The sequence below is a fragment of the Sphingomonas sp. genome (assembly GCF_035490575.1).
Classification (GTDB): Bacteria; Pseudomonadota; Alphaproteobacteria; order Sphingomonadales; family Sphingomonadaceae; genus Sphingomonas.
This window is the reverse complement of the sequence record NZ_DATJLI010000089.1, coordinates 1-22,880: the sequence shown is the minus strand read 5'-3', so window position 1 is coordinate 22,880 and position 22,880 is coordinate 1. Positions and strand designations below refer to the sequence as shown.

General features: G+C 64.9%; 25 protein-coding genes. 12 read left to right on the top strand and 13 right to left on the bottom strand.

The window, feature by feature from the left end; genetic code table 11:
- Positions 1–725 (bottom strand): glycoside hydrolase family protein (locus VL973_RS06890; protein ID WP_475526608.1); only part of this gene is annotated, 725 nt, incomplete at its 3' end.
- A gap of 67 nt (positions 726–792) precedes the next feature.
- Complete coding sequence (locus tag VL973_RS06885; RefSeq protein WP_325283289.1) at positions 793–1,071, bottom strand: chorismate mutase; 279 nt, start codon at positions 1,069–1,071, stop codon at positions 793–795.
- 100 nt (positions 1,072–1,171) lie between these two features.
- Between VL973_RS06885 and VL973_RS06880 the strand changes: the two genes are divergently transcribed.
- On the top strand, positions 1,172–2,185 hold the full coding sequence (locus VL973_RS06880) for a polyprenyl synthetase family protein (protein WP_325283288.1): 1,014 nt from the start codon (positions 1,172–1,174) through the stop codon (positions 2,183–2,185).
- A gap of 178 nt (positions 2,186–2,363) precedes the next feature.
- Positions 2,364–2,732: a hypothetical protein gene (locus VL973_RS06875; protein ID WP_325283287.1), complete on the top strand. Its 369-nt coding sequence runs from the start codon at positions 2,364–2,366 to the stop codon at positions 2,730–2,732.
- A gap of 43 nt (positions 2,733–2,775) precedes the next feature.
- On the opposite strand, the gene VL973_RS06870 is transcribed toward VL973_RS06875, so the two are convergent.
- Positions 2,776–2,970, bottom strand: a complete 195-nt coding sequence (locus VL973_RS06870) for a hypothetical protein (RefSeq protein ID WP_325283286.1) — start codon at positions 2,968–2,970, stop codon at positions 2,776–2,778.
- An 89-nt stretch (positions 2,971–3,059) separates the two neighbouring features.
- Here VL973_RS06870 and hrpB point away from each other — a divergent pair, with 89 nt between their 5' ends.
- From hrpB to paoC, 5 genes are all read left to right on the top strand, one after another.
- Entirely contained in the window at positions 3,060–5,504 is a 2,445-nt protein-coding gene (gene hrpB / locus VL973_RS06865; protein ID WP_325283285.1) for an ATP-dependent helicase HrpB, read from the top strand.
- A gap of 10 nt (positions 5,505–5,514) precedes the next feature.
- Entirely contained in the window at positions 5,515–5,796 is a 282-nt protein-coding gene (locus tag VL973_RS06860; protein WP_325283284.1) for an ETC complex I subunit, read from the top strand.
- A 93-nt stretch (positions 5,797–5,889) separates the two neighbouring features.
- On the top strand, positions 5,890–6,543 hold the full coding sequence (paoA, locus tag VL973_RS06855; protein ID WP_325283291.1) for an aldehyde dehydrogenase iron-sulfur subunit PaoA: 654 nt from the start codon (positions 5,890–5,892) through the stop codon (positions 6,541–6,543).
- Positions 6,540–7,481, top strand: a complete 942-nt coding sequence (locus tag VL973_RS06850) for an FAD binding domain-containing protein (protein ID WP_325283283.1) — start codon at positions 6,540–6,542, stop codon at positions 7,479–7,481. Before paoA ends, VL973_RS06850 begins: the two co-directional genes overlap by 4 nt.
- Before the next feature lie 4 nt (positions 7,482–7,485).
- Positions 7,486–9,687 carry an aldehyde oxidoreductase molybdenum-binding subunit PaoC gene (gene paoC / locus VL973_RS06845; protein ID WP_325283282.1) on the top strand — a complete coding sequence of 734 codons (2,202 nt, stop codon included), beginning with the start codon at positions 7,486–7,488 and terminating at the stop codon, positions 9,685–9,687.
- Positions 9,688–9,708: 21 nt separating this feature from the next.
- Here the strand turns inward: paoC and VL973_RS06840 are convergent, their stop codons facing one another.
- From VL973_RS06840 to VL973_RS06815, 6 genes are read right to left on the bottom strand one after another with little or no spacing between them, the layout of a single operon-like run.
- Complete coding sequence (locus VL973_RS06840) at positions 9,709–10,617, bottom strand: ParB/RepB/Spo0J family partition protein (protein ID WP_325283281.1); 909 nt, start codon at positions 10,615–10,617, stop codon at positions 9,709–9,711.
- Positions 10,614–11,393, bottom strand: coding sequence for a ParA family protein (locus VL973_RS06835; RefSeq protein WP_325283280.1), 780 nt, complete (start codon positions 11,391–11,393; stop codon positions 10,614–10,616). Before VL973_RS06835 ends, VL973_RS06840 begins: the two co-directional genes overlap by 4 nt.
- On the bottom strand, positions 11,390–12,010 hold the full coding sequence (gene rsmG, locus VL973_RS06830; protein ID WP_325283279.1) for a 16S rRNA (guanine(527)-N(7))-methyltransferase RsmG: 621 nt from the start codon (positions 12,008–12,010) through the stop codon (positions 11,390–11,392). Before rsmG ends, VL973_RS06835 begins: the two co-directional genes overlap by 4 nt.
- Positions 12,007–13,842 (bottom strand): tRNA uridine-5-carboxymethylaminomethyl(34) synthesis enzyme MnmG, encoded by a 1,836-nt coding sequence (gene mnmG / locus VL973_RS06825; protein WP_325283278.1) that lies wholly within the window; start codon positions 13,840–13,842, stop codon positions 12,007–12,009. Before mnmG ends, rsmG begins: the two co-directional genes overlap by 4 nt.
- 53 nt (positions 13,843–13,895) lie before the next feature.
- Positions 13,896–15,176, bottom strand: a complete 1,281-nt coding sequence (gene mnmE, locus VL973_RS06820) for a tRNA uridine-5-carboxymethylaminomethyl(34) synthesis GTPase MnmE (RefSeq protein WP_325283277.1) — start codon at positions 15,174–15,176, stop codon at positions 13,896–13,898.
- On the bottom strand, positions 15,176–15,412 hold the full coding sequence (locus VL973_RS06815) for a DUF6489 family protein (protein WP_325283276.1): 237 nt from the start codon (positions 15,410–15,412) through the stop codon (positions 15,176–15,178). The genes mnmE and VL973_RS06815 overlap by 1 nt, the downstream gene beginning before the upstream one ends.
- 75 nt (positions 15,413–15,487) lie before the next feature.
- On the opposite strand from VL973_RS06815, the gene VL973_RS06810 reads away from it, so the two are divergent.
- Positions 15,488–16,186 (top strand): dienelactone hydrolase family protein, encoded by a 699-nt coding sequence (locus tag VL973_RS06810; protein WP_325283275.1) that lies wholly within the window; start codon positions 15,488–15,490, stop codon positions 16,184–16,186.
- A 56-nt stretch (positions 16,187–16,242) separates the two neighbouring features.
- Here VL973_RS06810 and VL973_RS06805 read toward each other — a convergent pair whose 3' ends face one another.
- The 4 genes from VL973_RS06805 to hemE form a co-directional block, all read right to left on the bottom strand.
- Positions 16,243–16,971, bottom strand: a complete 729-nt coding sequence (locus VL973_RS06805; protein WP_325283274.1) for a TerC family protein — start codon at positions 16,969–16,971, stop codon at positions 16,243–16,245.
- A 94-nt stretch (positions 16,972–17,065) separates the two neighbouring features.
- The gene (rho, locus tag VL973_RS06800) at positions 17,066–18,322 is read right to left on the bottom strand and encodes a transcription termination factor Rho (protein WP_325283273.1); all 1,257 of its coding nucleotides are present in this window, start codon (positions 18,320–18,322) and stop codon (positions 17,066–17,068) included.
- A 148-nt stretch (positions 18,323–18,470) separates the two neighbouring features.
- Complete coding sequence (locus VL973_RS06795; protein WP_325283272.1) at positions 18,471–18,926, bottom strand: CopD family protein; 456 nt, start codon at positions 18,924–18,926, stop codon at positions 18,471–18,473.
- Entirely contained in the window at positions 18,923–19,966 is a 1,044-nt protein-coding gene (gene hemE, locus VL973_RS06790; RefSeq protein ID WP_325283271.1) for a uroporphyrinogen decarboxylase, read from the bottom strand. Before hemE ends, VL973_RS06795 begins: the two co-directional genes overlap by 4 nt.
- A 300-nt stretch (positions 19,967–20,266) precedes the next feature.
- Here hemE and VL973_RS06785 point away from each other — a divergent pair, with 300 nt between their 5' ends.
- From VL973_RS06785 to VL973_RS06770, 4 genes are all read left to right on the top strand, one after another.
- Positions 20,267–21,088, top strand: a complete 822-nt coding sequence (locus VL973_RS06785) for a pyruvate, water dikinase regulatory protein (RefSeq protein WP_325283270.1) — start codon at positions 20,267–20,269, stop codon at positions 21,086–21,088.
- Between the two features lie 41 nt (positions 21,089–21,129).
- Positions 21,130–21,684 carry a Maf family protein gene (locus VL973_RS06780; RefSeq protein WP_414712205.1) on the top strand — a complete coding sequence of 185 codons (555 nt, stop codon included), beginning with the start codon at positions 21,130–21,132 and terminating at the stop codon, positions 21,682–21,684.
- On the top strand, positions 21,681–22,493 hold the full coding sequence (locus VL973_RS06775; RefSeq protein ID WP_325283268.1) for a shikimate dehydrogenase family protein: 813 nt from the start codon (positions 21,681–21,683) through the stop codon (positions 22,491–22,493). The genes VL973_RS06780 and VL973_RS06775 overlap by 4 nt, the downstream gene beginning before the upstream one ends.
- Positions 22,494–22,531: 38 nt before the next feature.
- Positions 22,532–22,880: dephospho-CoA kinase (locus VL973_RS06770; RefSeq protein WP_325283290.1), on the top strand; the 349-nt coding region annotated here is incomplete at its 3' end.

Sequence of the window (22,880 nt, the reverse complement as noted above, 5' to 3'; positions counted from 1 at the left end):
TCATAAGGCTTCCAGTACAGCAGGTCGGGCGAGGTGGCGAGTTGGATCGCCGGTCCCGCGCGCCATTCGCTGTCGGGGGGGTAGGCGAACCAAGTTTCGCCCAGCGGCCGGGTCTGTGCCCAGTATCGGCCGCCCGCCTGCCCTTCGAAAATCAGCATGTCCTTGTTCTGGTGGTCGAGCACGATGCCCTCCAGCCGCCAGTCCATTGCATCGGATGCGCGATAAAGCGTGGTGCATAGCCGCTCCGGGCTGACCGAACAGGCGGTCATCACCCATTGGTCGCCCACGCGGCTGATGCGCGGGTCCTCGACACCATAAGCCTGGTAACTGGCCGCCGGCACGACCGCACGGTCGTAATGCACCGCCACCACCTGCTCCCCATCGGGCGACAGTTCGACCGGCAACAGCCACGACAAGGAGGTCAGCGCAAGCGGTTGCCAGGGATCGGCCGTCAGTTTCAGAATGCGCGGGTCGGACGAATCCACCCGCTCGGCGGGCCATCGATCGACCCGATACATGCCGTCGTCCCAGCGAAGCGAGCGCGCGACCGGATCGCTCAGCGCTTCGGCCACACGGACCATCAGCAACAGATTGCCCGACGGCAGGCGCGTGAAGCCCGGATTGAACGCGCCGAGCACGAACGTCTCCGCATCGCACGCACCGCGCAGCGGGGATCGCGACAGGTCGACATCGCCGGGCGTGAAGATCAGGAAATCGTCGCGCATCGTTCATCCCTTCGCTCAGCTTGCGCGAAAGGACGCCTGCGGCGGCGTGGTTGTTCCCGCCCGCCGCTCAGCCGCGCAACCGTTCGTGGTGGCGGATCACCTCGTCGATGATGAAGCGCAGGAACTTCTCGGAAAACTCCGGGTCCAGATCGGCCTCCGCCGCCAACCGCCGCAGCCGCGCGATCTGCGCCTCCTCGCGCCCCGGATCGGCGGGGGGCAGACCGTGCTCCGCCTTGTGCTGCCCGACCGCCTGCGTCACCTTGAAACGTTCGGCGAGCAGGCAGACCAGCGCCATGTCGATATTGTCGATGCTCTGGCGATAGCGCTTGAGCGTGTCGTCGGTCACGAAGCGGCCCCTTCCCTTACGGTCGCCGCCTGATGGCCTTTGGTCCGCTCGCACGCAAGCGGCTTGCGTTTGCGGCGGCGAAAGGCCAAGTCGGCGCGCGATGACTGCTACCGTGCATCGCCTCGGCTCGCGCCCGCCCGCTTCGCTCGATCCGATGATCGCGATCACGGCGCATGACATGAATTGCGTCAACGCGGTCATCCTCGACCGGATGCAGTCCGACATTCCGCTGATCCCCAAGCTGGCCGGGCACCTGATCGCGGGGGGCGGCAAGCGGATGCGCCCGATGCTGACGCTCGCCAGCGCCGCGCTGATCGGCTATGCCGGCACGCGCCATCACCGGCTGGCGGCGGCTGTAGAGTTCATCCACACCGCCACCTTGCTGCACGACGATGTGGTCGACGGGTCCGACCTGCGCCGCGGCAAGCGCACCGCCAACATAATCTGGGGCAACCCCGCCAGCGTGCTGGTCGGCGACTTCCTGTTCAGCCGCAGTTTCGAGCTGATGGTCGAGGACGGCAGCCTGAAGGTGCTGAAGATCCTGTCCAATGCCAGCGCCGTCATCGCCGAGGGGGAGGTCAATCAACTGACCGCCATCCGCCGCCTCGACCTGTCCGAAGAACGCTATCTCGATATCATCGGCGCCAAAACCGCCGCGCTGTTCGCCGCCGCGTGCCGCATCGCCGCTGTCGTCGCCGAACGGTCGGAGGCGGAGGAACAGGCGCTCGATGCCTATGGCCGCAATCTGGGCATCGCGTTCCAGCTGGTCGACGACGCGATCGACTATGTCAGCGACGCGGATACCATGGGCAAGGATGCCGGCGACGATTTCCGAGAAGGCAAGATGACGTTGCCCGTGATCCTCGCCTATGCGCGCGGTGACGCGGAAGCCCGCGCCTTTTGGATGAGCGCCATCCGCGAGGGGAAGAGCGACGACGCAGCGCTCGCCGAGGCGATTCGGCGCATGAACGAGACCCGCGCGGTCGAGGATACGCTGGCGCGCGCGCGTCATTACGGCCAGCGGGCGATTGATTCGCTCGGCATGTTCTCCGCCGGTGCCGCGAAGGATGCGATGGTCGAGGCGGTCGAGTTCGCGGTCGCGCGCGCTTACTAAGCCACCCGACGCGCCGCTGGCACGCTCCGCCGCATGCCACTTCCCTAAGATGCTGAATTGCAAAGGTTTATTCTTACCCTTCACGACGATGAACGGCCCGTTGGAGCCTGTTCAGCCCTGTTCATGCATAACCCCGTCATCGGCCATCGGGGCCTGGATATTTTGTCGGGAGAGTATGATGCGTACACCGATCCTTTTGGCCGCGTTGGCGGCAATGGTCATGCCCGCCGCCGCGTCGGCCGCGCCACAGCGTTGGGGTTGGCAGGGACGGGAATCGCGTCAGGACTGGCGCGACCATCGTCGCGACCGGCGCCAGGACAATCGTTCGTTCCGACGCGATCGCCGACAGGATGATCGCAGCTTCCGTCGCGACCGTCGCCAGGATTGGCGCGATTATCGCCGGGGCAATGTAAGCTGGGGCGATTATCGCCGTGAACGCCGCGGCGATGTCCGCGATTACCGGCGCGAATTGCGCGGCGATGTGCGTGACTATCGCCGTGAACGCCGAGGTGACTGGCGTGATTACCGGCGCGATCGCCGCCGCTGACCGCCGGAATCGGGGGCGACCGTCATGGGCCGCCCCCGATGCCTCACTCCTCGTCCTCGTCAATGCCGAGCACGTCTTCCTCGTCGCTGTTGAGTTGCTGGTCGACCGCTTCCGCGATCAGATCGAGCTGCTCGAACGTCGCGGTCAGTTCGATCGTGTCGCCGTCCTCATCCTCCATCATCAGCATATAGCCATCGCCCGTCGGGCTGATCGCGAAACTTGCCAGTGCCTTTGCCATAAGGGTTCTCCATCACGCGAGTGGGGCTGCGCGATGGTGGCATACGCATGAATTGTGCCTTGGCTCCCTGAAGGGTAGCGCAAGATGCGATGAACGACCTGCCGATCCATGCCGTGCTGCCCGATCTGCTTGCCGCGATGGCAGGAGAAGCCTGCGCCGTGCTGGTCGCGCCGCCGGGCGCGGGCAAGACCACGGCGGTTGCGCCCGCGCTGCTTTCGACCCCGTGGTGCACGGGCGAAGTGCTGCTGCTGTCGCCGCGCCGTATCGCCGCGCGCGCGGCGGCCGAACGCATGGCGGCGCTGGCCGGGGAGCCGGTCGGGCGCCGCTTTGGCTATGCGACGCGACTGGATAGCAAGCGGTCTGCGGCAACACGCGTCACGGTAATGACCGAGGGGATTTTCGTCGCGCGGGTACAGGCCGATCCCGAGCTGGCGGGCGTGTCGGCGGTGCTGTTCGACGAAGTGCATGAACGCAGCCTCGACAGCGACTTCGGCCTTGCCCTCGCGCTCGACGCGCAGGCGGGATTGCGGCCCGACCTGCGCCTGCTGGCAATGTCGGCGACGCTGGACGGCACACGCTTCGCTGGCCTGATGGGCGGCGCACCGGCGATCGAAAGCGCAGGCCGCAGCCACCCGCTGGACCTGATCCATCTGGGCCGCGACGCCAATATGCGGGTCGAGGATGCGATGGCATCGGCGATCCGACAGGCCCTGCGCGAGCGTGAGGGCGGGTTGCTTGCCTTCCTGCCGGGCGTGGGCGAGATCGAGCGGGTAGCGGAGCGGTTGGGCGACCTGCCCGGCGTTCGCCTGCACCGGCTGCACGGCAATATCCCCCCCGCCGCGCAGCGCGCCGCCATCGCTGCCGAGCCGGACGGCGCGCGCAAGGTCGTGCTGGCAACCTCGATCGCGGAGACGTCGCTGACGCTCGATTCGATTCGCATCGTTGTCGATTCGGGGCTGGCGCGCCGCCCGCGCTATGACCGCGCGGCGGGGATGACGCGGCTGGTCACCGAGCGTGCGAGCCAGGCAGCGGCGACGCAGCGCGCGGGCCGGGCGGCCCGGCAGGGGCCGGGCACTGCCTATCGCTTGTGGGAAGCGGCAGCGACAGCGGGGATGCCGCGCTTTGATCCACCGGAAATTCTGGAGGCCGACCTGTCATCGCTGACGCTGGATTGCGCGATCTGGGGCGTTGCCGATCCGCGCGACCTGAACTGGCTGGACGCGCCGCCCAACGCCGCGATCGAAGAAGCACGGTATCGGCTGACCGCGCTGGAAGCGCTTGACGAAAGCGGCCGCCCGACGCCGCATGGCCGCGCCATTGCCCGAATGCCGCTGCCGCCCCGGTTGGCCCACATGCTGGTGCGCGCGGGCGAAATGGGCATGGCGGGCATCGCCGCCGATCTGGCGGTGCTGCTGGGCGAGCGCGGACTGGGCGGTAACGACCCCGATCTGGACCTTCGGCTGCGGCGCTGGCGGGGCGAGCGCGGGCAGCGCGCCGAGGCGGCACGGCGGATGGCAGCGCGCTGGGCAATGATGGTGCCCGCGGGAGCAACTGGCGATCTGGCCGATCCGGTCGCGGCGTGCATCGCCATCGCCTTTCCCGACCGGATCGCGCGGCGGCGCGACGCCGGTGGCGAGCGATGGGCGACGGCGGGCGGGCGGGGACTAGTGCTCGACCCCAATTCGAGCCTGGCGGGCAGCGAGTGGCTGGCGGTAGCGGAGACACAAGGGTCGGCGGCGGGCGCGCGCATCCTGTCGGCGGCTGCAATCACCCAAGAGACGGTGGAGGCGCTGTTCGCCGAGCGCATCGAGACGAAACGCGAAGTCCGTTTCGACCGAACGACCGGCGGGGTCGTGACCGAGCGAACACGGCGGCTGGGCGGCATTGCCCTGTCGCGCGGCCCTGATTCAGGCGCCACGCCCGACGCGATCGAGACGGCGCTGGTCGAGGCTGTGCGTCGCCATGGCCCCGCCCTGCTCCCGTGGAGCGAAGCCAGCGAAGCGTTGCGCGCGCGCGCCGCCTATGCCGCGCATCCGCTGGACGACGCCGTGCTGATCGCGCGGCTCGACGAATGGCTGCCCGCGCTGGTGGCGGACAAGCGGCGGCTGGACGCCATCGCACCGGGCGACCTGACCGATGCGCTGCGAACCCTGATCGGCTGGGATGCGATGCGTGAAGTCGACCGTATTGCGCCCGCCCGCTTCGACAGCCCGGCCGGGTCGAGCCACGCGATCGACTATGCCGCCGAAGGCGGACCGCGTGTCGAATTGCGCGTCCAGGCGCTGTTCGGTGTCGCCGAACATCCAGTGATCGGACGCGACCGCGTGCCGCTGGTCCTCAGCCTCACCTCCCCCGCCGGGCGACCGATCCAGACGACGCGCGACCTGCCCGGTTTCTGGGCTGGAAGCTGGGCCGATGTGGCACGCGAAATGCGCGGCCGCTATCCACGCCATCCCTGGCCCGACGACCCGACCGCCACCGATCCGACGCTCAGGACCAAAAAGGCAGATGCAAGGCGCCGCGAATCGCGTTAGGAGACCTGTCATGCCGACCGCACGCATTTATCAGCAGCCGAAAAATGCCATGTCTTCGGGCAAGGCGCTGACCCATCGCTGGGTGCTCGAGTTCGAAACGGGCGAAGCCAAGCGTCCCGATCCGCTGACCGGCTGGGCCGGGTCGGGCGACACGCGCGAGCAGGTCAAGCTGCGCTTCCCTTCGATGGAAGCGGCGCAAGCCTATGCCGAGCGTGAGGGAATCGACGCGCACGTCATTCCTGCCCCCGTCCGCAAGCTGAAACTTCAGGCATATGCCGACAATTTCCGTTGATGTGGGGGGAGCGGAACGCTCGCTGATCGGTTAACATGGTCTGGAACGGCGCGTGTGTCCTGGCGCCGGTTGTTCAAGCCATGAGGGCCGATGATGCCGACTTCCAACGCTTTCGACGTTTCCCGACGCGGCGTGCTCGCCGGCGGCGTGGCGACCGCCGCGACCGCAACCGTGCCGATCGCCGCTGAGGCCAAGCCGCAATCCGCGCCCGCCAGCAGCGACCCGCGCCTTCCCGTGACGCTGAAAGTCAATGGCAAGTCAGCCCAAGTCAGCCTCGATCCGCGCACCACCCTGCTCGACGCGCTGCGCGAACACTGGAAGCTGACCGGCACCAAGAAGGGCTGCGACCACGGCCAGTGCGGCGCGTGCACCGTGATTGTAGAGGGGCGGCGCATCAACAGCTGCCTGACGCTGGCCGTAATGCACGATGGCGACGAAGTGACCACCATCGAGGGTCTGGGCAGCCCCGGCGACCTGCACCCGATGCAGGCGGCGTTCGTGCGCCATGACGGCTATCAATGCGGTTACTGCACGCCGGGCCAGATCTGCTCCGCCGTCGCCGTGCTGGACGAGATCAAGAACGGTATTCCCAGCCATGTGACCGAGGATGTCGCCGCCGCGCCCGGCTTTTCGATCGAGGAAGTCAAGGAGCGGATGAGCGGCAATATCTGTCGCTGCGGCGCCTATGCCAATATCTTCGACGCCATCGCCGATGTGGCGGGCGAGGCAAAGGAGCGCCGCGCATGAAGGCCTTTACCTATGAACGCGCCACGACGCCTGCCGAAGCCGCGGCGGCAATCGCGCGAAAGCCAGGCGCCAAGTTCATTGCGGGCGGCACTAACCTGCTCGACCTGATGAAGCTGGAGATCGAAACACCGACGCATCTGGTCGACGTGAACCGCGTGGGTCTCGACCAGATCGAAGAAACGGCGCAGGGCGGCCTGCGTGTCGGGGCGCTGGTTCGCAACACCGACCTAGCCGCGCATCCGCGCGTTCGTCGCGATTACGGCGTGCTGACGCGCGCGCTGGTGGCCGGTGCCTCAGGACAGCTTCGCAACAAGGCGACGACGGGCGGCAACCTGTTGCAACGCACGCGGTGCCCTTATTTCTATGACACCGCGAAGCCGTGCAACAAGCGCAAGCCGGGCAGCGGTTGCGCCGCGATCGGCGGATTCAACCGCGGTCTGGCCGTGATCGGCACCAGCGATACCTGTATCGCACAGCACCCAAGCGACATGGCCGTCGCCATGCGCGTGTTGGATGCCGGGGTTGAAACGGTGAAGGGCGACGGCACCACGCGCACCATCCCCATCGCCGATTTCCACACGCTGCCGGGCAATACCCCGAATATCGAAAGCGCGCTGGAAGCCGGAGAGATGATTACCGCGGTCACGCTGCCGCCGCCGGTCGCGGGCGCTCATGTCTATCAGAAGGTCCGCGACCGTTCCTCCTATGCCTTCGCACTGGTTTCGGTGGCGGCGATCGTGCCCGCCAACGGCCCGGCGCGTGTTGCATTGGGCGGTGTCGCGCCCAAGCCATGGCGTGTCGAGGCACTGGAACAGGGCGACGACGCCGCGCTGACCAGGGGCCTGCTGGCCGACGCCCGGCCCACTACTCAGAACGCCTTCAAGGTGCCGCTTGCCGAGCGCACCCTTTCCCACATTCTTGCCGAGGCAAGGGGCTGATCCGATGCAATTCAACCAACCCGCCGAAACCAACCCGATCGACCGAATGCGTGTGGTCGGCAAGCCCATCGACCGCATCGACGGGCCGCTCAAGACCACGGGTCGCGCGCCCTATGCCTATGAGCGGCACGATGTGGTCCCCAACCAAACCTATGGCGCGATCGTGCCCGCGACCATCGCCACGGGGCGCATCACCCGCATCGACACGCGTGAGGCCGAAGCAGCCCCCGGCGTGATCGCGATCGTCCATCACGGAAACGCCGGCAAGCTGGGCAAGGCCAAGGCCATCACCGCCAGGCTGCTCGCCGGGCCGGAGGTCGAACACTATCATCAGGCCGTTGCCGTGGTCGTCGCCGAAACCTTTGAACAGGCGCGAACCGCAGCCAATCTGGTGCGCGTGGAATATGCGCGTGGCGCTGGCGCATTCGAACTTGAGAAGGAACGCGGCAACGCAAAGAAGCCCGGCAAATCGGCCGACACCGCCGTCGGCGATTTCGAGGGCGCGTTCGCCAGCGCACCGGTCAAGCTGGACCAGACCTATACCACGCCCGATCAGTCGCATTCCGCGATGGAGCCGATGGCGACCATCGCCGCCTGGGATGGCGACCAGCTCAATGTCTGGACATCGAACCAGATGATCGACTGGGCGTGCCGCGACCTGTCGGAAACGCTGTTGATTCCAAAGGAAAAGATCAGGGTGCAGTCGCCGTTCATCGGCGGCGGTTTCGGGTCGAAGCTGTGGGTGCGGTCCGACGCCGTGCTGGCGGCGCTGGGCGCGCGTGCGGCCGGACGCCCGGTCAAGATCGCGCTGCCACGTCCGGTGATGGTCAACAACACCACGCACCGTCCCGCAACGATCCAGCGCATCCGCATCGGCGCCGACCGCGACGGGCGGATCGGCGCCATCGCCCATGAGGTGTGGTCGGGCGACCTGCCCGGCGGCGGGCCGGAAACGGCGGCCAACCAGACAAGGCTGCTCTATGCGGGCGCGAACCGCATGACCGCGCATCGACTGGCGACGCTGCATCTTCCCGAAGGCAACGCGATGCGCGCGCCCGGCGAAGCGGTGGGACTGCTCGCGCTGGAAATCGCGATGGATGAACTTGCCGAAAAGCTGGAGATGGACCCGGTTGAGCTTCGCATCCTGAACGATACGCAAGTCGACCCTGAGAAGCCCGAACGCCCCTTCTCACAGCGACAACTGGTCGAAAGCCTGCGAATCGGTGCCGAGCGCTTCGGCTGGTCGGCGCGCAAGGCCAAGCCCGGACAGGTCCGCGATGGTCGCTGGCTGGTCGGATATGGCATGGCGTCGGCGTTCCGCGACAATCTGGCGATGGATTCAGGCGCACGCGTCGGGGTCGATCGTAAGGGCAAAATCACCGTCGCCACCGACATGACCGATATCGGCACCGGCAGCTACACGATCATTGCACAAACCGCGGCTGAGATGATGGGCGTCGAGGTCGAGGACGTGATCGTCCTGCTGGGCGATTCCGCCTTTCCCATCTCTGCCGGATCGGGCGGGCAATGGGGTGCCAACAGCTCGACCGCCGGCGTTTATGCCGCTTGCGTCAAGCTGCGCGAAGCAATCGCGCAAAAGGCCGGATTCGATCCCGCGACCGCCGAGTTCGCCGACGGTTTCGTCCAACACGGCAACAAGCGCGTCCGCCTGAGCGAAGTTGCGGGCGATGCCGGGCTTTCGGCGGAAGACACGATCAAATTTGGCGATCTGACCCAACGTTACGCGCAGGCGACATTCGGCGGCCATTTCGTCGAGGTCGGTGTCGATTCGGTAACGGGCGAAGCCCGTATCCGGCGAATGAGCGGCGCATTTGCGGCGGGCCGCATCCTCAATCCGAAATCGGCGCGCAGCCAGGTCATCGGCGCGATGGTGATGGGTGCGGGTGCCGCGTTGATGGAGGAACTGGTGGTCGATTCGCGCTTCGGCTATTTCGTCAATCACGATCTGGCCGAATATCACGTTCCGGTGCACGCCGACATCCCGGCGCAGGATGTGTTCTTCCTCAACGAAACCGACGACAAATCATCGCCGATGAAGGCAAAGGGTGTCGGCGAGCTGGGCATTTGCGGCGTCGGCGCGGCGGTCGCGAATGCGATCTACAATGCGTGTGGCGTCCGGGTGCGCGAATATCCGATCACGCTCGACAAGCTGCTGGGCAAATTGCCACCGATTCACACAGCATGATCGACCGGCTGTCGGGCGAGATCAGATGATCTCGCCCGACAGCCGCTGGCAAACCATGTCGAGCTGGTCGAGCGTCGAATAGGTCAGTGTCAACGTGCCGCCATTGTCGCTGTGCGCGATACGGATATTCAGGCCGAGCACGTCGCCCAATTGCCGTTCCAGCGCAGCGATATCGGCATTGGACGATGCTGCGGGTGGCATGGTCCGTTCACCACGCGCACTGCCGCCCCCCTTCACGCGCGCCAGCTTCTCGGTTTCGCGCACCGACAGGCCTTTGGCGACGATACGCTCGGCAAGTGCTTCCGGATCGGGGGCGTTGATGAGCGCGCGCGCGTGTCCCATGCTCAACGCGCCGGCAATCACATTCGCTTGCACCGACACCGGAAGATCGAGTAATCGCAACAGGTTAGCAACATGACTACGCGATTTGCCAACCAGCTTGGCCAGCGCTTCCTGGGTATGGCCGAACTCCTGGATCAGCTTTGAATAGGTATCGGCCTCTTCGATCGCGTTCAGATCCTGGCGCTGAATGTTTTCGACCAGCGCGATTTCCAGCGTTTCGGCATCGTCCAGATCGCGGACGATGACCGGAACTTCATGCAGCCGCGCCCGCTGCGCTGCGCGCCAGCGGCGTTCCCCTGCGACGATCTGATAATCCTTGCCATGTGGCCGCACCACGATCGGCTGGATGATGCCGCGCTGCGCGATCGACGCGGCCAGCTCATCAAGCGCGGCTTCGTCGAAATGCCGCCGGGGCTGGCCGGGATGCGGCGCCAGCGAGCTGATCGGCAGTTGCCGCACGCTCGACACCGAAGCGTCCTGCACCCCGCCGGTGTTGGTCTCAGCACGCGGGGCCGCATCACCCAGCAACGCACTCAATCCGCGCCCCAGTCCCGATGGCCGCGGCCGTTTCGCTCCCGCCTCGCTCATGCTGCTTTCGCCAGACGCGGCAGGCGGTCGATCACTTCTCGCGCCAGCGCGATATAGGCTTGCGATCCGGCGCAGCGATGATCGTAGATCAAGGCCGGCACCCCGTGACTGGGCGCTTCCGACAAGCGGACATTGCGCGGAATGACCGTATCAAAAACCACTCGCCCCAGCACAGCGCGCACGTCGTCGGATACCTGGTCAGTCAGCCGGTTGCGGCGATCATACATTGTCAGGACAACCCCCAGGATCGACAGCCCGGGATTGAAGCGCTCCCGAATACGCTCGACCGTGGTCAGCAACTGGCTCAGGCCCTCCAGCGCAAAAAACTCGCACTGCAACGGAACGAGCAAGGCGTGACTGGCGACCATGGCGTTGATCGTCAGCAGGCCGAGTGATGGCGGACAATCGATCAACACCACATCCCATCGCGACGAACCGCGTTCGATCGCCTGATCCAGCCGATGCGTGCGCGCTTCGAACTCGATCAATTCGATCTCCGCGCCCGACAGGTCGACGGTTGCAGGCACGATATCGAGGTTGGGGACACGAGTCGCGATCGCCGCCTGATCGACGGTCAAATCGCCAAGCAGCAGATCATAGCTCGATTGGTCGCGCTGGTTACGCCCGATGCCGAGGCCAGTGGAGGCGTTCCCCTGTGGGTCGAGATCGATCAGCAACACACGCTGACCCGTCGCGGCCAGCGCCGTGCCAACGTTGATTGCGCTGGTGGTTTTACCCACCCCGCCCTTCTGATTTGCGACGGTGATGACGATCATCGGCGCTGCACCTTTTTCGCAATGATGATTCGGGAGTCAGTAGCCGTCAGGCTTTGTTCCACGTGGAACACACCTTGCCATGTCCCACGCACCTCGGCCAGTTCGAAATCAGCAGATCGCCCCTTTGGTAGCAGCCAAAGCGATTCCCTGTCGGAAAAACCTGCTCCTGCCGAAAACAATCCGTTCAGATTGGCGACGGCGCGTGCTGATATGACCGAGGCCGGCTGCTCCAGGCTCACCGACTCTGCCTTAACGGGTTGGGTCGTGGCATTCAGTTTCAGCACTTCAATAACATGATCGAGGAACGCAACGCGCTTGCGCCTCGGCTCGATCAACAGGACGGGGCGAGCTTGCAGAATGGCAGCAACGATGCCGGGTAACCCTGCTCCACTGCCGATATCAATCCATCTGCCTTGGTTGGCAACCGCATCCGCCAGCGGCACCAGCTGTGCCGAATCGAGGATATGGCGTTCCCAAACGGCATCGAGTGTCGAACGCGATACCAGATTCTGTCGCCCCGCCTCCTCGATGAGCAGGCGGACAAATATTGTGAGTTTATCGATGCAAGCCGATCCCCAACGGGCCTGCAGCCATTGCTGCGCTTGCGCCTCGATCATGCTGCGGCTCGCCGCTTGAGGTGCAACAATATGGCGGTCAATGCCGCCGGGGTGACGCCGCGGATACGGCCCGCATCGCCCAGTGTGTCGGGCCGTGCGGCGCTCAATCGCTCAACCATTTCCGCCGAAAGGCCGGGTATCATGGCATAATCGAGGTCAACTGAAAGGGGTACTGCAATCTCGCCGCGCATCAATGCAACCTCGGCATCCTGTCGCTCCAGATAGGGCGCATATTGGGCATCTTCGACGGCCTCGGCGACGATGTCAGGGTCATACCCAGAGGTGTCAGTCAGGGAGGCAGCGTCGACGCCCGGAAAGCGGAGCCATTCACGGATCGATCGGCGAACACCGTCCATCGCTACTTCAATGCCGGCATCGCGAAGCTGGTGCGGTGTCATCCGCACGTCGAACGCAGACTCGACGCGCATACGTTCGACGCTTCGTTGCTCGAATTGCCGACGACGGAACTCGTTAACACAACCGAGTTCAATCGCCCAGGGAGTCAAGCGGCTCTCCGCATTATTGGCGCGGAGCCGCAAGCGATACTCTGCCCGTGCGGTCAGCATCCGATAAGGCTCGGTGACGCCTTGCAGCACCAGATCATCGACCATGACGCCGATATAGGATGTCGATCGGTCAAACAGCGCGGGCGCGCCGCCCAATGAACGTCGTGCGGCATTCACACCCGCCACCAGTCCCTGTGCCGCTGCTTCCTCATAGCCGGTGGTGCCATTGATCTGGCCCGCACAGTAGAGACCCGGCAACGCGCGGACCTGAAGCGAATGGTCGAGCGCCCGCGGATCGATATGGTCATATTCAACCGCATAGCCCGGCGTGACGATCCGGGCGCGCTCCAGCCCCTCGATCGATTCAATCATCGCCACTTGGACATCCGTCGGCAGTGATGTCGAAATGCCATTGGGATAGACCAGCGGGTCATCCAGCCCCTCAGGCTCCAGAAAAATCTGATGACTGTCACGGTCCTTGAAGCGATGAATCTTGTCTTCGATCGACGGGCAATAGCGCGGCCCCTGCGCGCCGATCGCACCGGTGAACAGCGGCGATCGATGAAGCGAGTCGGCGATGATCGCATGGGTTCGGCCGTTGGTGCGCGTCACCCCGCAGAACAGCTGTGGCAACGGCCGATGGCGCGTCATTGGCGACATCAACCATGGCTCGGCATCGCTCGGCTGTTCGGCAAGGCGGCCCCAATTGATTGTCCGGCCGTCGAGTCGGGGCGGCGTGCCTGTCTTGAGCCGGAACATCGGCAGGCTCAGGTCGCGCAACTGCGCGCCCAGGCGCGTTGCGGCACGCTCATCGATTCGGCCACCTTCGTGCCGCTCTTCGCCACGATAGATTCGGCCCGCCAAGAAGGTGCCGCTGGCCAGAACGACGCTGGCAGCGGTTAGCTGTCGGCCATCAGCCAACATGATGCCTGCGATTGCGCCGTTCGCAACCACAAGCTCGTGCGCTTCACCTTCGATAAGGTCCAGACCAGCCGTAGCAGCCAACATGCGTTGAATGGCCGCCGCATATCGCCGGCGGTCTGCCTGAACGCGCGGCCCCTGAACGGCACTCCCCTTGCTGCGATTGAGCATTCGGTAATGGATGGCGGCCGTATCGGCAGCCCGCGCAATCAGACCGTCAAAGGCATCAACCTCGCGAACAAGATGGCCTTTTCCCAGTCCACCAATTGCCGGGTTGCACGACATGGCGCCCAGTTTCGAGCGGTCGAAACTGACAAGCGTGGTTCTCGCACCCATGCGCGCAGCCACCGCAGCGGCTTCGGTGCCCGCATGGCCACCGCCGATCACGATCACGTCATATCGCATAAGCGTGCATTAAGGCCGTGCACCGCAGCCGTCAAAATGTTCCACGTGAAACACTATTTCCCGATACAGAACCCGCTAAAAAGTGCGTCCAGCATCGATTCCGTATCGGCTTGCCCAGTCAGTTGATGCAAATGCGCCCGCGCGGCGTGCAGCTCATGTGCAATCAATAGCGGGTCAACGGTGGTCGCTGCGGCTTTCAAAGCGTTGTCGACCCGTTCCATGCAGTTGCGCTGGCGCCGGTTCAACGCGCGCCCGTCCTCCGGTGGCAAGCGTCCAGAAATGGCGGCATGGATGGCTTGCCATAACGCATCGATTCCTTCCCCCGTGGCTGCTGATACGGGGAGCCGATTGGGAGACATGGTTCCGGCACGCAAATCCATGCGTGGATATAACCAGAGCATGTCGGCGCGAGGCGGCGGCGTATCGCCCAGCCAGAGAACGAGGTCGGCCTGATCCATCGCTACCTTGGCAAGGTCAATCCCGATCGCCTCGATCGCATCATCGGTGCGATCAGCCAGTCCGGCGGTATCGGTAAGGAGGAAAGCGATGCCGCCATGAACCACCGGCGCGTCGATCCGGTCGCGCGTCGTGCCCGCAATGTCGGATACGATCGCAACGTCACGCCCGACCAGTCGATTGAGCAAGGTCGACTTGCCCGCATTTGGCGGCCCGGCCAGCACGATGCGAAAACCGCGATGCAGCGCGTCGACCGTCGGCTTGGCAAGCCAACCTCGAACCTCCATCGCCAGCGCATCGATACCTTGGCGAACCGCAAGCGCGGCATTTTCGTCCTGATCGGCATCTTCCTCGTCAGCGAAATCGAGCGTCAGTTCGACCTTCGCGCTGAGTGAAAGCAAGCGCGCTTCAATCGCCTCTATGCTGCGCCGCAATACGCCATCGGCGGTCAACATTGCCGCGCGGCGTTGCGATTCGGACTGTGCCGCCAACAACGCGCCCAATGCCTCCGCCTGCGTCAGGTCAATCCTTCCGTTTGTCAGCCCGCGTCGGGTAAACTCCCCCGGATCAGCGATTCGCACGCCTGGAAAGGACAGGATGGCGGCAATGACGGCATCGATTGTGGCGACACCGCCATGGGCATGGAACTCGACCAGATCCTCTCCGGTGGCGGTATCGGGTGCCGGAAATGACAGGACCAGCGCCTGGTCGAGCAACGTCCCGTCGTGCCTCAACCGACGCACAGCGGCGTGTCGTGGCGGCGGCAGCGCGCCGGCAAGGGCCGTTGCAACGGCGAACGCCTGAGGCCCGCTCAACCGGATAACGCCGATCGCCGATGGCGGCGCCCCGCTCGAAAGCGCGACGATCGTGTCGGTCACTATTCGCGCTTGCCCTTGCCCGACATGTCGAACAATTGCCGCCAGAAGGTCACCCCGGCTTCACCCATCGGCGCCCAGCTCTTCATCAGCGTTTCGATCAGTTCGGGACTCGCGCCCTTCTCCATCGATTCCTGGAGCATGGCGACATAGCTTTGGTGGATTGGCGTGAAGTCGGGCAAGCCCATCGCGCGACGCGCTTCTTCAGGCGTGCAGTCGACCTCGACATTGATTTTCATTCGACACTCCACCTGACGAACCCACGCAACGATAGGCGCGTTGGGGTCTGACACGCAACCGGAAGGGGAAATCGCATGAGCCGGATCAACATCGACACGCTCGACGGCACCGAACAATTACCCGCCTATATGGCCGAACCGGCGAACGAGCCGCGCGCGGCCGTGATCGTCATTCAGGAAATCTTCGGCGTAAACACCGGCATCCGGGCGAAATGCGACAAGCTGGCGGCCGATGGGTATCTGGCGCTGGCACCCGATCTGTTCTGGCGGATCGAACCCGAAATCGAACTGGACCCCGATATTCCAGAACAGATGCAGCGCGGCCTCGACCTGATGGGCCGCTTCGATCAGGACATGGCCATCCGGGATATCGAAGCGGCCATTCGCGCCGCACGATCGCGAATTAGCGAGGGCGGCAAGGTCGGCGTGGTCGGATACTGCCTGGGCGGGCGGCTGGCCTATATGACGGCAGCGCGAACCGACAGCGACGCCAGCGTCGGCTATTATGCGGTCGGGATCGACGGCCTGCTGGACGAAGCGAGAGCGATCGCCAATCCGCTGATGTTGCATATTGCCGGCGATGACGGCTTTGTCGACCCGACCACGCAAGCGAAGATGCATGAAGGACTGGACGACCATCCCAAGGTCGTGTTGCACGACTATCCCGGCGAGGATCACGGCTTTGCCACCGAAAGCGGGCAACGCCGCTCACCCATGGCCGCCGACCGTGCCGATGAACGCACCCGCGCCTTTTTCGCCGAACATCTCGGCTGACGCAAAAGGGGGAAGCATTTGCTCGCTTCCCCCTCGTCTTACTCGATCGATCCCGGTCAGGCGAAAAAGCTGACCACACCCAGCGTGCTCTCGGTCCCGACCCAGCCTTCATAGATCATGCGAAATGCGACGAACACGATGACGGCAAGGCCGATATAAGCAATCCAGCGATAGCGATCGATCAAACGCGCGATGAAGTTCGCCGCCAGACCCATGAGCGCGACCGACAGCAGCAGCCCGACGACGAGGATGCCGGGATGCTCGCGTGCCGCCCCTGCGACTGCCAGGACGTTGTCGAGGCTCATCGACACATCGGCAACGGCAACGGCCCAGGCAGCGCCGGCAAAGCTCTTGGCCGAGCGCAGGCCCGAATCCTCGTCGCCGGCGATCTCCGGCGAACCCTCGCTATGGCCCCCGGCCCGAATCTCGCGCCAGAACTTCCAGCTGACCCACAACAGCAACAGGCCACCGGCAAAGATCAGCCCGACGACACCCATCAGCCAGCTGACGATCAATGCAAAGGCGATCCGCAGCACCAGCGCGGCGCCGATGCCGATCAGGATGACCTTGCGGCGTTGATCCGCAGGCAGTCCGGCCGCCAGCGCCCCGACGACGATCGCATTATCGCCTGCCAGCACCAGATCGATCATTAGCACCGATCCGAACGCGGCAAGCGCGGCGGGTTCGGTGATGTTCGAAAAATCGGCGAGGATATGCTGCCAGATTTCGGCCGGCGATCCGATGCCGCCCGAAGCCGCGGCGGCGCTGTAGATGAGGTCGAGCATGGGTCTTTCCTAGACAGCGAAACGGCGCGAGCATAGCCCGCGCCGCTGGTTTCCGTCGGTCGGCGTTCGGCCGTCGCCGAAACGCGTCGCCGGCTTACTGGTTCATCGAATCGAAGAAATCCTCGTTGGTCTTCGAATCCTTCATCTTGTCGAGCAGGAACTCCATCGAATCGATGGTCCCCATTTGCATCAGGATGCGGCGCAGCACCCACATTTTCGACAGGATCGGCTTTTCGACCAGCAATTCTTCCTTGCGCGTGCCCGACTTGCCCACATCCATCGCCGGGAAGATGCGCTTGTCGGCAACCTTGCGGTCGAGGACGATTTCGGAGTTGCCGGTGCCCTTGAACTCTTCGAAGATCACTTCGTCCATGCGGCTGCCGGTATCGATCAGCGCGGTGGCGATGATCGACAGCGAACCGCCCTCCTCGATATTGCGGGCCGCGCCGAAGAAGCGCTTGGGGCGCTGGAGCGCATTGGCGTCGACACCGCCGGTCAGCACCTTGCCAGATGACGGCACCACGGTGTTGTAGGCGCGGCCGAGACGCGTGATCGAATCGAGCAGGATGACGACATCCTTCTTGTGCTCGACCAGACGCTTGGCCTTCTCGATCACCATCTCGGCGACCTGGACGTGGCGCTGCGCGGGTTCGTCGAAGGTGGAGCTGACGACTTCGCCCTTCACCGACCGCTGCATGTCGGTAACTTCCTCGGGCCGCTCGTCGATCAGCAGCACGATCAGGAAGACTTCGGGGTGGTTGTCGGTGATCGCCTTGGCGATGTTCTGCAGCATCACCGTCTTGCCGACACGCGGCGGCGCAACGATCAGCGTGCGCTGGCCCTTGCCCTGCGGCGACACAATATCGATGACGCGTGCCGACTTGTCCTTCTGCGTCGGGTCGAAGGGATCGAGCTTGAGCTTCGATTCCGGATAGAGCGGCGTCAGATTGTCGAAATTGACGCGGTGACGCACGGCATCGGGATCGTCGAAATTGACGCTGACAAGGCGCGTCAGCGCAAAGTAACGCTCACCGTCCTTGGGGCCGCGCACTTCACCCTCAACCGTGTCGCCGGTTCGCAGGCCGAATTTCCGCACCTGATTGGGGCTGACGTAAATATCGTCGGGTCCAGCCAGGTAATTGGCTTCTGGCGAGCGAAGAAAACCAAAGCCGTCGGGCAAGACTTCGATCGTGCCCAGCCCCATGATCTGTTCGCCATTTTCGGCCTGGACCTTGAGGATCGCGAACATCAGATCCTGCTTACGCATCGTCGATGCGCCTTCGACCCCCAGTTCCTCGGCCATTTCGACCAGTTCTGCGGGGGTTTTCTTCTTGAGGTCCTTGAGATGCATGGAGTGCGTCCGGTTGGGAGAGGTGAGCGTCGGTCGGCTCGGCAGGACGCCGGCTTCGATGCTGAGGGAGGACGTTGCGGCGCCACCGTTATCCAGCGGGGCAGCACGTTCCGAACAACTAGGCAGCGGCGCGTATCAAGTCAACGCCTCAGAACGGTTTGACCACCGCCAGCACGACGATCAGCACGGCGGCGATCGCGGGCGCTTCGTTGACCATCCGCAACCTGCGCGGCGTCAATGTCGGACGGCCCGCCGCCAGCTTGCGCGCATAGCCCACAGCCCAGCCATGATAACCGCTGAGCGCCAGCACCAGCGCCAGCTTGGCATGAAGCCAGCCCAGCCCCTCGCCCCCCTCGAACAGCCCCAGATTGGCCGCCAGCGCCAGACCCAGCACCCACACGACGATCATCGACGGTGTCAGGATCATGCGCCGTAACGTGCCTTCCCGCGCGATCCAGCGTTCCGGCTCGCCCGGAATGGCCAGGCCTTCCTGATGATGGATCAGATAGCGCGGCAGCATGAACAGGCCCGCCATCCAGAAAATGACGAAGATCAGATGCGCTGCCTTGACCCAGGGATAGGCGCTTCCGAGCATACCGGTCATCGCACGCCCCTCACCCGCTCGATCAAGGCCTCGACATGCGCGATCGGCGTGTCGGGCAGGATACCGTGCCCCAGGTTGAACACATGCGGCCGGTCGGCGAAAGCGCTCAGGATGCGGTCGATCGCACGAGCAAGCGTATCGCCACCCGCGATCAGCGCCAGGGGATCGAGATTGCCCTGAACGGGCATCCCCGCCGGCAGCACCCGCGCCGCCCATTCGGGCGCGACGCTTTCGTCGACGCCAACGGCATCGACGCCGGTCTGCCCCGCATAATCGGCCAGCTTGGCGCCCGCCCCCTTCGGAAAGCCGATGATGACCAGTTCGGGGCAGCGCGCGCGCAGTCCCGCGACGATCGCGGCATTGGGGGCGATGACCCAACGTTCGAACTGTTCGGGGCTGAGGCTCCCGGCCCAGCTGTCAAACAACTGCACTGCCTCGACCCCGGCGTCATGCTGGCGCGCGAGATACTCGATCGTCACCGCAACGATGCGATCGACCAGCCGCTGCATCGCCGCCGGATCGCCATAAGCCAGTCGCCGCGCCGCTTCCTGCGTCCGGCTGCCCTGCCCGGCGATCATATAGGTGGCGACCGTCCAGGGCGACCCTGCAAAGCCCAGGAACGTCACCTCGGACGGCAGCACCGCAACCACCGCCTCGACCGCGGCATAGACGGGGTCCAGCGTATCGGGCGCGCCAGCCGCCAGCGCATCGATCGCGGCCGCGTCGGCCAACGGCGGGGCCAGGCGCGGCCCTTCCCCGGTTTCGAACCACAGTTCCTGTCCCAACGCCATCGGCACGGTCAGAATGTCGGAAAACAGGATCGCGCCGTCGAACCCGAACCGGCGAATGGGCTGCAGCGTGATCTCACACGCCGATGGCGGGTCCATCGCCATCGCCAGGAATCCACCCTTCTCCGCCCGCAACTCACGATATTCGGGCAGGTATCGCCCGGCTTGCCGCATGAGCCAGATCGGGGGCACTGGCTGGCGCCGGCCTTTCAGCGTGGCGAGCAAGGGCCGGTGGGCATGGGGACGGCGCAAACGGACTTCCTTCTAACAATAAAGAAGAATCTAGAATGGATGTGGAAAGAGGATGGCGCGTGGATAACGTGGCTTAGTTTGCACTGCCCGAAATGCCAACAGCTTGACCCCTGCCGCGCCGTGGCCACCCGATGATTCGATTGCGTCATCCCCGTTATCCACAGGGTGGGGACGGATACCGACCCCGGCTGAGGGAATGTGCGCGGACTGGGGACGAATCGGCCGGTCATCCACGCCTTGGCGCGGGGACCGAGTTGCGCTAGCGCCTCTGCCCATGTTGTCCACAGATCGGTCCAGCCGTTGAACCGCCTGCACCTCCACCTCCTGTCGGACTCCACCGGCGAGACGCTGGAGAACATCGCCAAGGCGGCGCTGGCGCAATATGACGATGTCGAAACGCTGCGCCATTTCTGGCCGATGGTCCGGTCCGAAGCGCATCTGGAACGCATCCTTCAGGAAATCGCCCAGAACCCCGGCCTGGTATTGTTCACACTGGTCAATCCGGTGATCCGCCGCACGCTGGAGGCGCGGTGCCGGGCGATGGGCCTGCCCGCCGTCGCGCCGCTCGACGGGGTCAACGCTGCGCTGTCGGGCCTGTTGGGACAGGCGGCCAATGCCCGGCCGGGGCGTCAGCACATCCTCGATGCCGCCTATTTCGCGCGGGTCGATGCGATCCAGTTCACCATCGCCCATGACGACGGGCTGAACTGGGAAAACTGGGAGGAGGCGGAGATCCTGCTGGCGGGCGTCAGCCGGTCGTCCAAGACGCCGACGTCGATCTATCTCGCCAATCGCGGATTCAAGGTTGCGAACATTCCGATCGTTATCGAAAGCCCACCGCCCGCCAAGCTGTTCGATCTGAAACACCCGCTGGTCGTGGGTCTGACCACCAGCGCCGACCGGCTGATCCAGGTGCGGCGCAATCGCCTGCTCAGCCTCAATCAGGCGCCGGAGACCGATTATGTCGATCAGGACGCCGTCGGCCGGGAAGTCGCTTATGCGCGGCGGATGTTCGCCGATAATGGCTGGCCAGTGATCGACGTCACACGCCGTTCGATCGAGGAAACCGCCGCGGCGGTCATCACACTGTATCAAGCGCGCCAGCCGGAGCCACGCCCGTGACGCATCTGACCCTTGCCTCGCAAAGCGCCAGCCGCCGCGCGATGTTGGCTGCCGCGGGCGTGCCGCACGAAGCCGTCGGCGCGCTGGTCGATGAGGATGCGGCCAAGGCGAGCTTTGCCGCACGCGGCCTGTCCCCGCGCGACACCGCCGATGCGCTGGCCGAACTGAAAGCCGCCAAGGTCGCGTCGCTGGGTGTGCCGGGCCTGGTGCTGGGGTGCGATTCGATCGTCGCGCTGCCCGATGGCCGGTTGCTCGACAAACCGGTCGACCGTGCCGATGCCGCCGAACATCTCCGCGCCATGTCGGGCACGACGCATGAGCTTTACAGTGCGGCGGTAATGTTCGACGGCGGCCGCGCGGTGTGGCGCCATGTCGACCGCGCCCGGTTGAGCGTTCGCACATTGTCCGACGCCTTTATCGAGCATTATCTCGATGCCGAATGGCCCGCCATTGCCGGGTGCGTCGGCTGTTACCGGGTCGAGGGACCAGGCGTGCAATTGTTCGCGCGCATCGATGGCAGTCATTTCACCATATTGGGTATGCCGCTGATGCCCATCCTCGATTATTTGCGGACGCGCGGAGTGATCGCTCAATGACCAGGCCCTATGCCGAAGTGATCGGCGACCCGATTGCCCATTCGAAATCGCCGGTCATCCACGGTTTCTGGCTCGACGCGCTGGGGATCGACGCAGAATATCGCGCCACCCATGTCGCGTCCGATGCGCTGGCCGGCCATTTCGCGCGGCGGGCGGACGATCCCGACTGGCGCGGCTGCAACATCACTCTGCCGCATAAGGAAGCGGTGCTGGCGCATGTCGGCGATCCGGGCGATGTGCGCGGGTCGATCGGGGCGATCAACACTGTGTTCCGCCAGGACGATGGCACCGTGGCCGGCACCAATACCGATGCGGCGGGCTTTTATGCGCCGCTCGCCGATACCGATCTGGCGGGCGCCCAGGCGCTGGTCATCGGGTCGGGCGGCGCGGCGCGCGCGATCCTGTTCGCGCTGTCGCGGATTGGGATCGGCGCGGTCACGCTGATGGCCCGCAACTCGTTGAAGGGCGCGGGTCTGCTCGCCAGCTTCGGGTTGAAGGGGGATGTCGTCGATTTCGCCGCGCCGCTGCCGCCCGCCGACCTCGTCGTCAATGCCAGCCCGCTGGGCATGAAGGGACAGGCGCCGCTGGCAGTCGACCTGTCGCCGCTGCCCGACGACGCGATCGTCTATGACATCGTATATGCGCCGCTGGAGACCGATCTGTTGCGGGCGGCGCGTGCGCGCGATCTGTCGACGATCGACGGGCTGGAAATGCTGATCGGTCAGGCGGCTGCCGCGTTCGAACTGTTTTTCGACGCTGCCCCGCCGCGCGATCGCGATTCCGAACTGCGCGCACGGCTGATCGCGTGAGCGGCCCGATCCGGCTGGGCCTGACCGGCTCGATCGGGATGGGCAAGTCGACCGTGGCGGCGATGTTCGCCGCTCGCGGCGTGCCGGTGTTTGATGCCGATGCCGAAGTGCACCGGCTGCAAGCTGCCGGTGGCGCGCTGGTCCCCGCCATTGAGGCTGCGTTTCCCGGCGCGACCGGCGCAAATGGCGTCGACCGCGCCAGACTGGGCCATGCGGTGTTCGGCGACGATGCCGCGCTCACCCGGCTTGAGGCGATCGTTCACCCGGCGGTGGCGACGGCACGGGCGGATTTTCTGCGGTCCCATGCCAATGCGCGCGTCGTCCTGCTCGACATTCCGTTGCTGTTCGAAAAAGCCGGGTGGCAGGCCGTCGATCGGATCGCCGTCG

Bases quoted from the DNA above. Each gene is read 5' to 3' on its own strand.
- VL973_RS06880 (WP_325283288.1), top strand. From the start codon at position 1,172: ATGACTGCTACCGTGCATCGCCTCGGCTCGCGCCCGCCCGCTTCGCTC.
- VL973_RS06875 (WP_325283287.1), top strand. From the start codon at position 2,364: ATGCGTACACCGATCCTTTTGGCCGCGTTGGCGGCAATGGTCATGCCC.
- VL973_RS06870 (WP_325283286.1), bottom strand. From the start codon at position 2,970: ATGGCAAAGGCACTGGCAAGTTTCGCGATCAGCCCGACGGGCGATGGC.
- hrpB (WP_325283285.1), top strand. From the start codon at position 3,060: ATGAACGACCTGCCGATCCATGCCGTGCTGCCCGATCTGCTTGCCGCG.
- VL973_RS06860 (WP_325283284.1), top strand. From the start codon at position 5,515: ATGCCGACCGCACGCATTTATCAGCAGCCGAAAAATGCCATGTCTTCG.
- paoA (WP_325283291.1), top strand. From the start codon at position 5,890: ATGCCGACTTCCAACGCTTTCGACGTTTCCCGACGCGGCGTGCTCGCC.
- VL973_RS06850 (WP_325283283.1), top strand. From the start codon at position 6,540: ATGAAGGCCTTTACCTATGAACGCGCCACGACGCCTGCCGAAGCCGCG.
- paoC (WP_325283282.1), top strand. From the start codon at position 7,486: ATGCAATTCAACCAACCCGCCGAAACCAACCCGATCGACCGAATGCGT.
- VL973_RS06840 (WP_325283281.1), bottom strand. From the start codon at position 10,617: ATGAGCGAGGCGGGAGCGAAACGGCCGCGGCCATCGGGACTGGGGCGC.
- VL973_RS06835 (WP_325283280.1), bottom strand. From the start codon at position 11,393: ATGATCGTCATCACCGTCGCAAATCAGAAGGGCGGGGTGGGTAAAACC.
- rsmG (WP_325283279.1), bottom strand. From the start codon at position 12,010: ATGATCGAGGCGCAAGCGCAGCAATGGCTGCAGGCCCGTTGGGGATCG.
- mnmG (WP_325283278.1), bottom strand. From the start codon at position 13,842: ATGCGATATGACGTGATCGTGATCGGCGGTGGCCATGCGGGCACCGAA.
- VL973_RS06815 (WP_325283276.1), bottom strand. From the start codon at position 15,412: ATGAAAATCAATGTCGAGGTCGACTGCACGCCTGAAGAAGCGCGTCGC.
- VL973_RS06810 (WP_325283275.1), top strand. From the start codon at position 15,488: ATGAGCCGGATCAACATCGACACGCTCGACGGCACCGAACAATTACCC.
- VL973_RS06805 (WP_325283274.1), bottom strand. From the start codon at position 16,971: ATGCTCGACCTCATCTACAGCGCCGCCGCGGCTTCGGGCGGCATCGGA.
- rho (WP_325283273.1), bottom strand. From the start codon at position 18,322: ATGCATCTCAAGGACCTCAAGAAGAAAACCCCCGCAGAACTGGTCGAA.
- VL973_RS06795 (WP_325283272.1), bottom strand. From the start codon at position 18,926: ATGACCGGTATGCTCGGAAGCGCCTATCCCTGGGTCAAGGCAGCGCAT.
- VL973_RS06780 (WP_414712205.1), top strand. From the start codon at position 21,130: ATGTTGGCTGCCGCGGGCGTGCCGCACGAAGCCGTCGGCGCGCTGGTC.
- VL973_RS06775 (WP_325283268.1), top strand. From the start codon at position 21,681: ATGACCAGGCCCTATGCCGAAGTGATCGGCGACCCGATTGCCCATTCG.